Here is a 15,875-nt window from a genome sequence, read left to right as displayed (position 1 = left end):
AACGCTTTTAAGGCGTTTTGCACATCGCCGACCGTATTTATATCACCCTTTGCTACTTCAACCTCTTCGACAATGTTACCGTTCTTTTTCAATACGACATCAAGTTCCTTCTTTACTATTTCGTAATCAACTCTGGTGTTGACAAGAGTGTAATTATTGTGATAAATCTTAGTATTGTATTCGTCCACTATTCTAACAACGGGCGCAAGACCGTTCGCTACCGTATATTCACCGACCACAGCGTATGTGGGGGCTATGTAAACATGGTTTGTGCCGATATCGTTTGACTCCAAACTCCAAGTCGGATGCTGAATCATCTTGTTGTAAACAAATTCTCGCTCATCTCCCCAAATTACTCTGACATCTTTCGGGCTTATAGTGTATGTCCTTGTTATACCCGAAAGAATAACATTAGTGTCTTGATTTGTTAAACCAGCATAAGCGCAATTATTTCCGGCATTTATACTTGGAAAATCAGTGTTTATAACATTGACCGGAAAATCAGAGTCGCCGCTTGTCGGAGTCGGTATTTGCTCGTTACTGTTATAGATAAAAGCGGTATTCTCCCAACTTACTTTTACTTCCCGTTTTCGTATTTCAAACGATATTTCTTTTACACCCATGCGCTGCCCGCGTTCGCCTTTGCCTGTAACCGTCGCTTTTGCCGTTCCCGAGTTTATGTTATTTTCATACGTGGCGGTAAAATCGTTGTCTTCGCCTTCTTCCAATGTTATCCATTCTTCTGTTTCGGAATTATAAAAATCTATCGTTTCAAGATATTTCTCTGTACCGTCATAGGTATAAAACTTGTCTTTAGTAATCGCGGCTATATCACCAAGACGCAAGTCAACCCATTTAGCGTAGAGTGTAATATTGTCTTTTACCTTACTATTTTCAAAATCCCACTGTTTTCCATCTGTACAGGCTGCATCCGTAAACCAACCGCGAAACGAATAGTATTCTTTTTTAGGATTATCGCTTGGTGCGCTGATTTTCCCGCCGTTGTAAATTTCCGATATTGAACTTGGAGTCGGTGAGCCGCCGTTACTGTTAAATGTTACATTCCATAAGTAGGTAACATAAACCGTTGCTGAACCAGCGGCGCCAGGATAACCTGTTCCATCATTCGTACTCCAATGCACACCGCTACCGCCACTGTATCCTCCACCAAAGGAAGTAGAATAACCTGGTATTCCTGTTAAAGATCCGGCTCTACCGCCTGCACCAAAGGTATTTACACCACAATCCATACAACCATTTCCACCACGGTCCCCTGTTTTGGAAACAAAATCCAGAATCAGCGACGAATTAGGTCTTCCACTTGCTTCTCCACCGCATCCTCCTGCGTCCCTATCTGTTCCACTATCCATATATCTACAGTCCCAGGTGGTTGTGCCGCCGCCTTTACCGCCGTTTGCGTTAATAGTTATACCATAAATCATAACTTCTGAATTACCGCCATCACCTCCATCATATCCGCTGACCCATCCTCCTGTAGATTTTTTATGTGAGCTGCCGCCGCCTCCGCCGCCACCTATCTTTAAAAATTTAATTTCGGCGCCTTGTATCACTCGGAGTTTCGCATAAGTTGCCGCTCCGCCGCCGCCTCCACAGCCGCTTCCAGTATGTTTTGATGATATTCCATCGTATTTATATCCGCCTTCACCGCCCCCTCCGGCACCAAGAACGTAAGCCTCTACTATTGCCGGATGTGCGCATACATTAATAGCGCCACTGGACCATGTTTCATTCGGCTCATAATCCGCCGCATTCCCCGCTACACACAATGCGGCAATCATTGCCGCCACTTTTAAGAATCTGCTTTTGTTTTGCATACAAAACCTCCTGAATTAAAAATTTTACAAAGAGCGCACCGCTAATTGCAGAAGTTAATAACTTATGGATTACGGGAAAGAATAGGACTTGTCTGCAAAAAAAACAGAAAGGGCTGTTCTGCCGAAATTCATACATTTCGCCAAAAACTACGAATCGTTCCCACATCAAAAGACAGTAGAAGCAGAAGGCAAAACAGCCCATAGAGGTTGTTCAGCTTCTACTTTTTTAGTAGAGATGTGGATGAAAAGCGGGGATAAATCCCCACGATTCATAGTTTTTGGCATTTATAAAATAATTTATTGTTATGATAAATATGGAAAAAAGCGGAAATGTTGTAAATTTCTAAAATCTTTGTGGAAATATATTGCGTTTGATAAATTGCAAATCGTATATTTTTTAAAGACAATATAGAAAGAACGACGGCGGATACCCGGATTACAAAATAAAACTCGCATTAGGACTTACAAAAGAATATACCGCCGATATACTTAAAAAGACAAAAGAGGCATACGAATGGTTACTGACATTGAAACCTTAAATAATATTTTGGCTTCGTATGTCGCCGACGTAAAAAAAGAAATGCCGATTGATAAAGTGTATTTGTTCGGGACATATATACAAGTTTCAACAAACAAAAACGTTATAAATGATAATTTCGGTATTTATTATAACTGTTAAGTTTTTCGTAGTCCATATTTGTCTTGCTTGATGCCTTGTAACAAAGACAATTTAAGCGCTATAAACACAGACGACAAAAAATTAAATTGCTACTACAGTCTAAAACATGTCAAATGTTTTTTTATTCAACGTTTACTAATTCGAGAATCCAATTTAACCAACCCTTGATCGTGGAAGAACGGCGTTCAAATGTGCTATCGCTTTCAACGTTGTAAAGATTAGACGATTTCATTATATTAACTATTTCGCTAGTTGTGGGCGTATTACCGCTTTCAAGATGCTTTTGGAAAGTGTCACGAAAAACCTTATGCGATAATATTAAATCGCAGAAAGTCAGCTGTCTTTGTTTGTAACTTAGGCGCAAAATACGTTTGCCGGTTTCACTCAACCCGTAAACAGGCATTGTCCCATCCTTACGCTTTTCAAGCAAATTAAGGTATCGCGCCGCATCTGTATAATAATTTGTTTGCCGTGCGTCAAAAGCATATTGTTCTGTAACGTCGTTTCGGCTCAATTCTTGTTCATTTAACAATTCACAAATGTTGATAACTCGTTCAAAACTATCCGCTTGCGGAAAAGGAATTTGTGGTTCAATGGCGATTCGGACGTTTTGCAAAACAGCTTGAATATCAGTAATTTCAATTGATGTATCTTCTATTGAGTAGTTTTTTTGATCTACTAAAACCAATGAATTATAGTTATTCACGTCTTGAAATGTATATTCATATAGTCGATAAATTCCGTTTGAATAAATAAAAAATATTGGTCTGACTGGTTTTGTAACACGATTTTGCCAAACTCTGAACGGATAGTAAATTTGTCTTATTAAAAAATCTTCTGATAAATCGCGTTTTGCTTCAAAAAGAGATAATCCTTTAACCCCTTCGTACGCTGCATCGATTTCTATTTGTGAATTGTTTACTTGGACACGGCAAGGAGCGTTTATTTTTGAATTAATAATATCAAAGATAAACGAGCCAGAACCCATACGTCCAGAAACAGTAGGAACCAAATCTTCATCCTGCAAAAATTCTGCAATGATACCAGATACTACGGCGCAATTCAAGGCAATGGTTTCGCTGGGAACATTACTAAAATCCAAACTCTGAATGTACGTCGGCAGAGATGCTTTTGTTACAGGAGCGTTATTATTTTCAAATTTATGATACGCTTCAAAATGGGAGATAACGTAATCTCCCCTTGTAATTGGCAGAATAGTTAATTGATTGTTTGCAAAGATTTTCGGTAAATTGATAATATGGTCAAATTTTGCCATAAGGCGCGGTTCTCTGAATTCCTTAATTTGTTTTGCCGAAATCTCAAATCGACCGTTAGAGTTAATATTATTGAGAATATTATACTTAGAGAACAATTTTTCCCAAGCGTTGTCATTAAGGCTTTCAGGTAAGTTACTCATAATTCCTTACCACAATTTCGTCAATTTCGCCTCGTTTAGCGGCATCTGAATTAATCGCTCTTTTAGCGCGTACAATGGTAATATTATAGGTTGCGTATTGTTCCTTTATAAAATCCGTCGCAGAATTCGAGAGCATAAATTTTATACCTCTTGCATTCAATTCATCACAACATTTTCGCAGTTTTATTTGGTCGCAACGAGTAAATCCGCCTTTTGAATAACCTGTAAAACTTGACGTGTCTGAAATAGGATCGTACGGAGGATCAAGATATACAAATGCCTCTTTAGGCAAATTCTCTAACGCTTCCGAGTAGTCAAGAGATGTTAAACGAATCGTTGCCTTATTTAAATAAGAGCTAACCGCCCTAAGCGTCGGCGCATTTACAATATTCGGGTTTTGATAATTCCCAAAAGGCGAGTTGAATTCTCCTGCGCTATTTACCCTAAACAGCCCGTTATAACAAGTTTTGTTTAAATATAATATGCGAGCGGCTTTCTTCACTTCGGACATTGTAGAATAATTATATTTATCCCTATCCCAGTCTCTGACGGCATAAAAATAATCGACTTCATTTCTAAAGTCATGTAAAGTCTCAATGAGAGTTTCGACATCGCTTTTTATAACATTGTAAACATTGATTAACTCATAATTTATATCATTAATATAGGCGGTATTCGGTTGCAAAGAAAAAAGCAATGCGCCACCGCCAACAAAAGGTTCACAATAAGTAGAAATTCTTTGAGGAAGCAAAGGATTTAGCGTGTTTAGCAGTTGACGTTTGCCGCCAACCCATTTTAAAACAGGAGCGATTAGTTTGTTTTTTAGTTTTCTCATAGGCACATTTTTCCAATTATAAGAAAGCGGCATATTTTTCCTCCCGCACAATACACTTGTTTTTAATATAGCCGCAAGTATGAAATTTTTTTATATTTTTCTATAATTTCTTTCAGAAAATAATATATGCCGTTGTTGAAACTTGTATATATGTCCCAACGGAAACGACTCTTCTTTCTCTAACATTGAAAATACGTTGTGGCGCTTTTTCGATTCTATTATAAGGGGACGTTCAACTATAATTATAGATATTACCGGTTTTATGTTCAAATATTTATCACCGTTACCTATTTGCTCAACCAACATCTGTGCAGAATAATACGAAATACGTGAATGTACACGGCAATCCGTTTGTCGAAGAAATTTTGCAAAATCGCTTAAAACATTTCAAATAATTTTAGCGTTTCTACCCAAAATTTCCCGCTCGTACTCTTTTAGAAAATAATCCGCCGTTTCAATGCGAATTTTGAACGTTAAACTTGGCTTGTTTTGGTCGATATCGTGAAAAATAAAATGCGGGGTTTGCGAAACGTCAAGAATCTGGTCGATATAATTATAAGTCGGTGCGTCATGTCCGCATTTAAAAGACGATAAATCTACCACCGCCAAATTCGGGTGGCGGGCCGCGATTTTCGCCGCCCAAATTTTATGATTTGTATTTCGATTAAAATTGCGCATCCAAATATCGGTAATATTTTTACTTTTATCGCCGGTTTCAAATAATTGCGATAAAAATTCATTGTCCGTTGGAATTGATTCGATTGTGAAAATCGGATAGCCGCATTTACGAAACTCTTCGCAAATCTTGTGGTTAAGTCCGAAATCGTGATGGTACGGATGCCCGATTAACAAAATTCCGACACGGTTTTCTTGAATCAAATCGTTCATTGTATCGCCAAATATTTCCCGCTGTTTTGCCAAATATTTTTGTAGCGCAATAACTCCGTTGTTAAACGCCCAAGCGTTTTCATCGCGGGTAATTTGCAGTTTCTCGGCAAAATATTCATACATTTTATCGCACGCTTCAACATATCTGTCCATGTTAAGCGAAGGGTCGAAATATTCGACGTTTTTGTCTTGAAAAATATTTTTATCTTTTGTAAAAACCGCCTCGACGACTTCCGGCGTTCCCATTTGGATTGCACAGGCGGTGTTTCCGAGCGTGCTCTGTACTTCCGAAATCAGGTTTGTGATTATCGGAAAAAATATCGCGTTTACGTTCGGCATATTTAACAATTGCCAAATATGAGCGGGAGCGACTTTTGCGGGAAAACACGGGTCAATCGCTCCCCATTTGTTGCCGTTTTGCCACAACTTTTGATTTGTGAAATCCGAAAAAACGACGTTTGTTTCAAGCGTTTCAAAATATGTCGTGAAAAGCGGCGAGAAATAAAACATATTAAGCAGTTTCGGGATAGCGATCGTGTAGTTTTTGCGGTTTTTATTACTTCTTTGAAACGGCGTTTCCCATTCGTCTTTCGGCACAATTCTTTCCGAATGTTGTGGATAAAATTTATTTCTGTCGATTATTGCGCCGTGTTCGGGCAGTTTTTCAAATTGAAAACGCGAGAAAGCGTCTATCGCCGCAATTTCCGAAACATCGGGATTTTTCGCATAAATTTCTTTCAGCCTTTGCTGTTTTTCTTTCACGATTTCATCGTCTTGAGAAGAGCCGTTTTCGCATCCGTAGCCGGAAATAAACAGAGTTTTTTGCTTGCCGTTTTCTATTTCTATAAAGGTGCGTTTACAATGATTGTTACATTTTTTGCAAATTGTGGATTCGTCGTTTTTAGTAGTGAATTCAATATTTGCCGCTCGGTTTATTCCGATAAAAGAACTTTCGCCGTCTGTCGTGTTTTTTCTTGCTTCAAGCGCCGCGCCGACCGCTCCGGCTATTCCCGCGTATTTGTGAACAAAAATTTCGGCGTTTTCAACTTTTCGCTTAATAAAATCAACCTGCGCTTTTACCGCCGCCAAATTCTTCTGTGTTCCGCCTTGAAGCACAAACTTTTTGCCGAATTTCGCCAAATTGCTTTCCTGCACGACATAATTCCAAATATTCAATGGAAGCACCTGCGCAAGTCCGCACATCATTTCTTCCTTTTTCCATCCCGCCTGCTGAAAATTTACTCTGTCCTGTTCCATAAAAACCGCACAGCCGTAATTGAATTTCGGGGCTGCTTTCGCCTTAAACACATATTCCGCGTATTTTTCAAGCGGGACGTTAAATTGATTCGCCATCGCCTGAAAAAAGTATCCGTTTCCCGCAGAACATTGCGTATTCAGTCGAAAATCCGCGACACGTTTATTTTTGATAAACAGCACTTTTATATCCTGCCCGCCTACATCGCAAATAACATCTACATCGCCGTATAATTCCACCGCTCCGCGAAAATGTGCGATGGTTTCCACCAATGAAATATCTAAGTTCAAAGCGGTTTTCAAAATTTGTGAAGCGTATCCGGTCGTTGCCGTGTTGAGAATTTTTATTTGTGCGTTATTTTCGTCTTGCCATCTTTTGATTTTTTGAAACAGTAGTTTTACGTCTTCAAGCGGATTGCCGTTTGACAGCACATAATCGGAATAAATTAAATCGCCGCTTTTGTCGATAATCGCCGTCTTTGTGCTTGTCGAACCGCCGTCGATTCCTATAAAAACCTCAATTTCCGCATTTTTTATATCGCAATTTTCCAATTTCGGCACAGAATACCGCTTCTTGAAATCTTCCAATTCTTCTTTATTTTCGACAAGCCCCTTATTCGCTTCGCCGTCACGACTGTCGCGTCCGTCGTAAATTTTTTCATACCAGTCTTTTTCAACGTTTGAGATATGCAGTTTATGATTTTCGCGGGCGAATAAAATAGCGCCGATCGCCGCAAAATATTGGGAATCGTCGGGAAGAACAATCGCTTTTTGCAAATCGTTCTCGGATGGCGAAAATCCGTGAATTTCCCACGTTTGTGCAATCTGTTGCCGCCACAATTCACGCAAAACGGGAATGTAAGTATTCGGTCCTCCGAGTAAAATAACTTTGTCGGCTAAAACGTTTCCGTGAACAAGCACTTCAAGATTTTGCTTTACAATCGCAAAACACAGCGAAATAAAAATTTCTTCCTTTGAAATTCCCGCTTTTAGAAGTCCGACGACGTCGGTTTCGGCAAATACTCCGCATTTTGCGGCGATATGATGAATTTGTTTGTTTCCTAAAGTGATTTTTGCGGCGTCGTCCTGCGAAATTCCGATTTTGCTCATAATTTTGTCTATCGTAGAACCGGTTCCGCCCGCGCATTTATCGTTCATATAAGTCAATACATGGCGGTTGTTTTTGTCGCCTTTCCATAAAATGACTTTTGCGTCCTGTCCGCCTAATTCCACCACGGAATTCGCTTCGGGAATAAGCGTTTCTACCGCAAGCGATACGGCGTTTACTTCCTGAATAAACTGTGCGTCCAAAGCGTCTTTCAGCGCCCGCGAACCGCTTCCGGTTATCGCGATTCTCAGTTTTGCGTTTGGATAATCTTTATTGATATGAGACATAAAATCCCGTGCACAATCTTTCTGGTGTGCGTTGTGTCTGCGATATTCTTTCCACAAGACACGGTTGTTTTCGTCTAACAAGACGCATTTCATAGTAGTCGAACCTATGTCAAGCCCACAATCAATAATGTTGTTGATTTCGGATTTGTTACAAGTTAAAAAGTTTTGTGTTTTTTGTTCCATTTTTTACACCTAATTTATTTTTGCTATTGAGTTAAAAAGAGAAAAACAAAGATAAAATTCCGATAATTACCCCCAAAAATATTCGATAATATCCGAAAATCACAAAGTTATTTTTGGATATATAGTTCATTAAAAATTTAACCACAGCAAACGCTGAAATAAACGAAACGACAAAGCCGACAGCGATCAAAGTTATCTCAAACGAAGAAAACGACAGCCCGTTTTTTAAGATTTTCAAAAGTGACGCGCCGCACATTGTCGGAATCGCCAAAAAAAACGAAAATTGCGCCGCCGCAACCCGTGAAAGTCCTAAAAGTAATCCGCCTATTATCGTAGCCGCGCTTCTTGAAGTGCCGGGAACCATCGCCAAACACTGAAAAAATCCTATCGCTACCGCAAATATTACAGGGATTTCACTTACGTCGGTAATTTTTATCTGCATTTTATTTGTTTTTTCTATAAAAATTAAAATTATGCCGTAAAAAACAAGCGCTCCAGCCACGACAAGAGGAGTAAACAGTTTTTCTTCTATAAAATCGTCAAGAAGAAAGCCGATAACCGCCGCAGGTATTACGCCGATTATTACCAAAAACCATAAGTTCAACGTTTTTTCGTAATGTTGCGCGCCCTGCTTAAAAGGAAATAATTTATTCCAAAACAAAACGACGATAGACAATACCGCTCCCAACTGAATTATTACCTCGAAGGAAGCGACAAATGACGAGTTTTGTGACAATTGTATGAATTTCTCGGCAATAATCAGATGCCCGGTACTGCTTATCGGTAAAAATTCCGTAATTCCTTCGATAATTCCCAGAATTCCCGCTTTCAAAAGCGCAGAAAAATTATCCATTTACTCTCCTTGCGTTAATCTTTCCAAAATATTTTCAAGTTCTTCTTCGTTTACAAGTACTTTTCGCGGTTTTCCGATGACCTCCTGCGGTCCGACGATTCCCGCCTTTTGCAGTTCGTCCATAACTCTTCCGGCGCGGGCGTATCCCAAATTCAAATGCCGTTGAATGCTGGAAGTAGATCCTAATTTGCTGATTACGATCAAACGAGCCGCTTCCTCAAACATCGAATCGCGCTCGCCGTATTTTCTACCGGACGATTTTTTATATGCGGCAGCCGCTTCTTCCGGAAAATCGCTTTTGTAATACCCGTCGTCTTTGTAAACTGCGTCATTTTCGTCGTCTTCTTCGTCGCTTATTTCAAAAGAAGCCATATTTTCGCAAACATATCCTTGCTTTTTTATATCTTCGACCAAATTTTCAACGTCTTTCTCGCTTATGAACGCCCCGTGATAGCGAACGATTTTCGGCGCACCGTTTTTTAGATAAAGCATATCGCCGTTTCCCAAAAGTTGTTCTGCGCCCTTGTGGTCTAAAATCGTACGAGAATCGGTGTAACTCATCACCCTGAAAGCGATTCGCGACGGAAGATTCGCCTTGATATTTCCCGTAACCACTTTAACGTCGGGGCGCTGCGTCGCCACAATCAAATGAATTCCGACCGCCCGCGCGAGTTGCGCGATTCGCTGAATGTATTTTTCTACGTCTTTTCCCGCCGTCATCATCAAATCCGCCAATTCGTCGATTATTACTACAATGTAGCACATCCGTTTGTTTTCAGCATCTGTAAGAACATCATTTTTTAATAATTGCTTGAGTTCGCCGTTGTCGTATTTTTCGTTAAAAGAATCAATGTTTTTTGAACCGACTTTTTTGAGCAAATCGTATCGCGAATCCATTTCTTTTGTAGCCGCTTCAAGCGCTTTTACCGCCTTTTCGACTTCCGTAACCACAGGAATAGCCAAGTGGGGAATACCTTCGTATCCCGCCATCTCGACTTTTTTAGGGTCAACCATAATCAGCCGTAATTCTTCCGGCGTTTTACTGAACAAAAGCGATGCGATAAACGAATTTATTCCGACAGATTTTCCCGATCCCGTCTGTCCGGCAATCAAAATGTGCGGCATTTTTGCAATATCTTCCACAAGTGGTTCGCCGGTTGTTCCTTTCCCGATTATAACGGGGAGTTTCATCTTGGAGTTTTGGAACGTTTCTGACAGCAGTATTTCCTTGAAAAACACGGTTTCACGTTTTTCGTTGGGAACTTCTATGCCGATAGTGGTTTTGTTCGGGATCGTATCGATTCGCACGGATTTTCCGCCTATTTTTATTCCTATGTCTTTTTCAAGCCCTTCAAACGCGGCTATTTTCACACCTTTTCCGGGTTCAATTTCAAAAAGCGTTACGATAGGTCCCGGATTAACTTCGACGATTTTGCAATCGCGTATGCCAAACTCTTCAAGGATTCCTATTAACTGCCTGCTTATTTCATCGTTTCGGCGCTTATTGTCGTTTTGTCCCGCAATCGTAAAATTCGGCAAAATTGACGGCGTAGGACGAATGTATGCCGCCGCGAAACCGGGACTCTCGGTGTTTTCTTCCGACAGATTATAATTATTGGAATTTTCTTGCAGACTTTCATTGTCTTTTGTAAGTTCTAAATTATAATTATTATAGGGTTTCGATGTTTTTTCAATACTATCGGGTATTTGGGAATAAGAATTTTCATAGTTTTTAACGGCTTTTTGAGAATCTGATAAATCCGTCTCTTGCGAGATTTCATTTTGCGGCTTGACGTGTTTTATTTTTATTTTTAACCATTCCAATGTTGATATTAGAAATTGTGCAATATTTATTTTGAACATATACATTGCCGTGATAGTCGCCGCCAGAAAAAGCATGAAATACGCTCCGAAAACCGCCTTTTCAAAAATAGGATAAATTATGTATTTTGCTATTGCGCAACCTAAAAGATTTCCGCCGGATATTGACGGTGAAAGTTTGATTATCGGAAGAAGCGGAATTGCAAAAGCGGTACAAATAAACACTAAAAACAAAAAGAAAGAAATAACTTTTCGCACGTCCAATTCTTTGCTTTTAAACCATGTAATTCCTATATATAACAAAAAGAGGAGAAACAGATACTGCGTGTACGTTCCGAAAAGTCCCTTCATCCCTACTGCAAAATAGGTTCCTAAATATATGCCGAATAGCGGATTTTTAGGAACAAACAAATTGTTTAGTAGAACAATCAAAAAATATACCGCGCCCGCTAAATAAATTATTCCCCAAATTTGATGATATATATGAGGATGAGTATCTTTAAACGGTTCTTTTTTATTATCAATTTTTTCTTCTTCCAAAATATTATTCCTTTTATGTAAATTAAATATTATTGTAATTTTCGCAGCAATCTTTTTCAAACGCATACAATTCAAAGCGGATATTTTTGGAGATTTTCGAAACAGAATCTTTTTCGCACAATTTTGCAAATTCTTCAATTACTCTTGCCGCTTCCTGGCATCGTTTTATATTTGCCGTAAGTAATTCTGCGACATTCTTCCGCTCTGTTTCCTGCGCTTCAAAATCGGCTGCAAACGGATCGTTAACGCTGTCTCTATAGAAAAATAATTTTTCTTTTTCAAAATTCTCCTCCAAAAATCTGCAACAATGGCGTAATTTTTTTAGTTTTTGCGACGGTTCTTTTTCATTTTTGATAAACCTAAAATATTCTTCACAAACCCTAAGTCCTTCACGAAGACGGTTAAGATTTGCGTCGATTACGCGATAAATATGTTTTTTGTCATCCATTTTTTCTTTCGTAACAAACACCCGTTTAGAAGAAAATAATAATTTTTCTTGTTAAAAATGACGAATAACAAGAAAGTTCTTGTTTTTATAGTGTGTGTTATGAATAAAAAATTTTAATCATTTATAATTTTAACAAAAAATTTTCTGTTTCTGGGCGGGTCAAATTCGCAAAAGTAAATTCCCTGCCATGCGCCCATAAGCAATTTTTTGTCTTTTACAATAATTGCCGCGCTTGTACCTATAGCCGACGCTTTCAAATGAGCGGCGCTGTTACCTTCGGTGTGGCGAAATTCTAAGCGGTCTGGAAACGTCTTGTCAAGTCCGAACAAAATATCGTGAATTACGTCCGGATCTGCGTTTTCGTTTATGGTTATTCCCGCGGTAGTGTGCGGACAATAAACGATACCCGTCCCGTCTTTTACGCCGCTTTCGGCGATCGCCTTGCGAACTTGCTCGGTTATGTCGTAAAAATTTTCTTTAGAAGTGTTTAGTGAATATTCAAAAAACATTTTGTCCTCTTTTCAAAATTACGGTTACACGGGATTCCAACCCATTTTTATGCCGCCCAAAATGTGAATATGCAAATGGAATACCGTTTGTCCGCCGTCTTCTCCGCTGTTTATTACTAATCGGTAGCCGCTTTGTATTAAATTTTGTTCTTTTACGATATTTGAAACCGCAAAAAACAAATTTTTTGCAATGCCGCAGTTTTCGTCGGAAATAAAATGAACGCCTGCGACGTGAATTTTCGGCACAAGTAAAATATGGACAGGCGCTTTAGGCGAAATGTCCTCGAAAGCGAAACAATTTTCGTCTTCATAAATCTTGCCGCTTGGAATTTCACCCGAAATAATTTTACAAAACAAACAATTTTCCATAAATCCTCACGGTTTCAAAATTATATTCCCATATTTTTCATACGGCTTTGCATTGCCGAAAGTTTACCGTTTTTTCCGAATTTGCCCATCTGTTTCATCATTACCCTCATATCGTCGAATTGTTTGAGCAGCCTGTTTATTTCCTGAACGCTGCGTCCGCTTCCCTTGGCGATTCTCATTCGCCGACTTCCGTTGATAATGCTTGGGTTTAACCGCTCTTTTACGGTCATTGAAAGTATAATCGCTTCAATATGCTTAAATTGTTTCGGGTCGATGTCTATTTGCGAAATTTGTTTTCCAATTCCAGGAATCATTCCCAAAATATCTTTAATAGAACCCATTTTTTGAATTTGGCGCAGTTGTTCCAAAAAATCCTGAAATGTAAATCGGTTTTTCAGAATTTTCTTTTCAAGTTCTTTGCTGTTTTCAAAATCTACGACTTCCTGCGCTTTTTCCACGAGCGAAACGATATCGCCCATTCCCAAAATCCGTGATGCGAGGCGGTCGGGATAAAACATTTCCAACGCGTCCGGTTTTTCGCCTGTTCCTATATAACAAATCGGAACGCCGGTAACGCTGAAAACCGACAAAGCCGCTCCGCCGCGCGCGTCGCCGTCCATTTTCGCTAAAATTATTCCCGTGCAATTTATTTGACTGTGAAATTCGCTCGCTACGTTTACCGCTTCCTGTCCCGTCATCGCGTCGGCGACAAAAAATACTTCTATCGGATTAAAAACTTCCTTAATTTGCCGTAGTTCGTTCATCATTTCGTTGTCGATATGTAAGCGTCCGGCAGTGTCCGCGATTACGATGGAATTTCCGTTTTTCTCGGCGAATTTCAGAGAGTTTTTTGCGATTATTTCGGCGGATTGTCCTCTTTCGGAATAAACGGGAATATTGAGTGATTTTCCAAGTGTTTCCAATTGATCTATCGCAGCCGGACGATGAACATCGCAAGCGGCTAAAAGCGGCGTGTGTCCGGTTTTGCGAAAATGTAAGGCGAGTTTTGCGCAGTGCGTAGTTTTTCCGGAACCTTGAAGTCCTGTCATCAAAATCACATTGGTTTTGTTCTGCTGCAAGACAATCTTTCGTGCGGCTCCACCCAAAAGAATTGCAAGTTCGTCATAAACTATTTTTACAAACATTTGCCCGGCGTTTACGCCTGCTACGACCTCTTCTCCGAGCGATTTTTCTTTTACTTTGGCAATGAAGTCTTTGACGACCTTGAAATTTACGTCGGCTTCAAGCAACGCTCTTTTTACGTCGTGCATAGCCGTCGATACGTTTTCTCCTGTAATGCGGGAAGTTCCTCGCATATTTTTTACTATTTCTTCTAATTTGCCGCTTAAATCTTCAAACATTTTAATCCCTTATAATAATTTCTATGGGAAAATACATAATTTTTCGTAAATTATGCAATTTATTTGTTTTTTCCTATTGCACTAAATATTCTTGTCGCTTCTTTTTGTGCAAATCGCTAAAAGAGAGAGCCCCGGTATAAAAATATTAAACTTTGCAAAAATTCTGCAAATACAGAAATCTATGTCCAAAATTATAGTAATAAATTTTGTTATAGGGTGGTTTTGTGAAAAACGCCAATTTCCTATACCTGTATTTATCTTTCTACTACTGCCGCTCCTATTAATTTTGGCGATAAAGCCTGAAATAAGACGCAGGAAAAACAAACTGAAATAAAAATAACGACATTCTTGTACATTGAAATTATTTGAAATCAATAATTTTTTTAATTGTTTTCTTTTGTATCGGCGATAATGTTTAAGAAATTTATCGTGTGAAGAGAATAAAAATTGCCAAGCGGGTACGGTTATCAACAAAATTCCATTTTCGGAAAGGAAATTATATATTTTCCCCAGAAATTCATCGTCGTTTTCTATGTGTTCCAAAACATCCATCATAACAAATAAATTTTCGCCGTTTTTGTGAAATTCCTTGGGAAGATCATCGACAAAAGAAAGTAGTTTTATGCTTTCTGACTTTAATTTGTCGTCTTGCGTATATCCGATATCTATTGCAAATATCTGGGGGGGGGGGAGGGAGATTTCTTTAAATTTCTCGGTAAAATAACAATCGCCTGCGCCAATATCGACAATATTGTTATAGTTTATAATTTTTTTACCGGATATTAAATTAAAAATGCGGTTAGCGCGTGAAATTTCCCAAGGGTGACGATTTTGGTTTTGTGTTTTTTCTAATAAATCCATTGTTTTCCCTCATTGATAATGGAATTTGGGCATTTTATACTTTCTTTTAATTTTTTCATAAAATACATAATTTTTTTGTAAAATTATGTATTTTATTTATATTTTTCCGAAAATCAAAAATCAATACAACATAGTAAATCGCCGCCTAAACTTAGATATTTTGCGTTTTCTATTCCGATAAATCTCTTAAAATCGTGAATATACGGAAAAAAATTTATATGTAAGTCAACCGTATATTTGTATTCCCTTTGTTGCGGAACGACTATTATTAAACGCTTTTTCGATACTCTAATCAATTCCGAGAGCGCTTTTTCCGGCTTACGAATGTGTTCTAATGTGTGTGTACAAATAACAACGTCAAAATATTTGTCGGGAAATTGCAAATTTGTTATATCTGCATGCAAAACTTGAATTTTATCATTGATTTTTCTCGGCACAATATCGCCGCCGATACATTTAATATTTGGATGTTTTGCGGCAATGTTTTTTAGTAAAAACCCGTTTCCACATGAAGCGTCGAAACAAGTCAGCTGTTGTATGCCCCCCTCCCACCCCCCCCCCCGCCCCCCCCCTCCCTCCGTCTCCCTTCTTTTATGTTTATTTATCATACTTTTTTTTTTCACCATA

Annotated in this window: 15 protein-coding genes; 2 read left to right on the top strand and 13 right to left on the bottom strand. The window is 38.9% G+C overall.

Annotated features, from left to right (window positions below):
• Nucleotides 1-1,835: InlB B-repeat-containing protein (locus LBH98_00405; GenBank protein ID MDR0303224.1), on the bottom strand; the 1,835-nt coding region annotated here is incomplete at its 3' end.
• A 45-nt stretch (nucleotides 1,836-1,880) separates the two neighbouring features.
• On the opposite strand from LBH98_00405, the gene LBH98_00400 reads away from it, so the two are divergent.
• Both LBH98_00400 and LBH98_00395 read left to right on the top strand, forming a co-directional pair.
• Entirely contained in the window at nucleotides 1,881-2,039 is a 159-nt protein-coding gene (locus tag LBH98_00400) for a hypothetical protein (protein MDR0303223.1), read from the top strand.
• 310 nt (nucleotides 2,040-2,349) lie between these two features.
• Entirely contained in the window at nucleotides 2,350-2,514 is a 165-nt protein-coding gene (locus LBH98_00395) for a hypothetical protein (protein ID MDR0303222.1), read from the top strand.
• Nucleotides 2,515-2,635: 121 nt separating this feature from the next.
• On the opposite strand, the gene LBH98_00390 is transcribed toward LBH98_00395, so the two are convergent.
• The 12 genes from LBH98_00390 to LBH98_00335 all read right to left on the bottom strand — a co-directional run.
• Nucleotides 2,636-3,931, bottom strand: a complete 1,296-nt coding sequence (locus LBH98_00390; GenBank protein ID MDR0303221.1) for a DUF4349 domain-containing protein — start codon at nucleotides 3,929-3,931, stop codon at nucleotides 2,636-2,638.
• Nucleotides 3,924-4,799 (bottom strand): DNA adenine methylase, encoded by an 876-nt coding sequence (locus LBH98_00385; GenBank protein MDR0303220.1) that lies wholly within the window; start codon nucleotides 4,797-4,799, stop codon nucleotides 3,924-3,926. Before LBH98_00385 ends, LBH98_00390 begins: the two co-directional genes overlap by 8 nt.
• Before the next feature lie 57 nt (nucleotides 4,800-4,856).
• A complete protein-coding gene (locus tag LBH98_00380; GenBank protein MDR0303219.1) occupies nucleotides 4,857-5,093 on the bottom strand; it encodes an Rpn family recombination-promoting nuclease/putative transposase in 237 nt (78 codons plus the stop codon).
• A 60-nt stretch (nucleotides 5,094-5,153) separates the two neighbouring features.
• Complete coding sequence (locus tag LBH98_00375) at nucleotides 5,154-8,486, bottom strand: acyl-CoA dehydratase activase-related protein (protein MDR0303218.1); 3,333 nt, start codon at nucleotides 8,484-8,486, stop codon at nucleotides 5,154-5,156.
• Between the two features lie 31 nt (nucleotides 8,487-8,517).
• Entirely contained in the window at nucleotides 8,518-9,339 is an 822-nt protein-coding gene (locus LBH98_00370; GenBank protein MDR0303217.1) for an undecaprenyl-diphosphate phosphatase, read from the bottom strand.
• The gene (locus LBH98_00365) at nucleotides 9,340-11,700 is read right to left on the bottom strand and encodes a DNA translocase FtsK (protein MDR0303216.1); all 2,361 of its coding nucleotides are present in this window, start codon (nucleotides 11,698-11,700) and stop codon (nucleotides 9,340-9,342) included. It abuts the gene before it with no gap.
• Between the two features lie 22 nt (nucleotides 11,701-11,722).
• Nucleotides 11,723-12,148 (bottom strand): hypothetical protein, encoded by a 426-nt coding sequence (locus tag LBH98_00360; protein MDR0303215.1) that lies wholly within the window; start codon nucleotides 12,146-12,148, stop codon nucleotides 11,723-11,725.
• A 113-nt stretch (nucleotides 12,149-12,261) separates the two neighbouring features.
• Nucleotides 12,262-12,657, bottom strand: a complete 396-nt coding sequence (locus tag LBH98_00355) for a secondary thiamine-phosphate synthase enzyme YjbQ (protein ID MDR0303214.1) — start codon at nucleotides 12,655-12,657, stop codon at nucleotides 12,262-12,264.
• A gap of 24 nt (nucleotides 12,658-12,681) precedes the next feature.
• Nucleotides 12,682-13,026, bottom strand: coding sequence for a histidine triad nucleotide-binding protein (locus tag LBH98_00350; GenBank protein MDR0303213.1), 345 nt, complete (start codon nucleotides 13,024-13,026; stop codon nucleotides 12,682-12,684).
• 20 nt (nucleotides 13,027-13,046) lie between these two features.
• Nucleotides 13,047-14,387, bottom strand: a complete 1,341-nt coding sequence (gene ffh, locus LBH98_00345) for a signal recognition particle protein (GenBank protein MDR0303212.1) — start codon at nucleotides 14,385-14,387, stop codon at nucleotides 13,047-13,049.
• A gap of 81 nt (nucleotides 14,388-14,468) precedes the next feature.
• Nucleotides 14,469-15,248 (bottom strand): class I SAM-dependent methyltransferase, encoded by a 780-nt coding sequence (locus tag LBH98_00340; protein MDR0303211.1) that lies wholly within the window; start codon nucleotides 15,246-15,248, stop codon nucleotides 14,469-14,471.
• 113 nt (nucleotides 15,249-15,361) lie between these two features.
• Nucleotides 15,362-15,875, bottom strand: a 514-nt coding sequence (locus LBH98_00335) for a class I SAM-dependent methyltransferase (GenBank protein ID MDR0303210.1), incomplete at its 5' end; no start/stop codon positions are given.

The organism is Chitinispirillales bacterium (assembly GCA_031254455.1).
Classification (GTDB): Bacteria; Fibrobacterota; Chitinivibrionia; order Chitinivibrionales; family Chitinivibrionaceae; genus WRFX01.
This window is presented reverse-complemented; position numbering and strand designations above follow the sequence as displayed.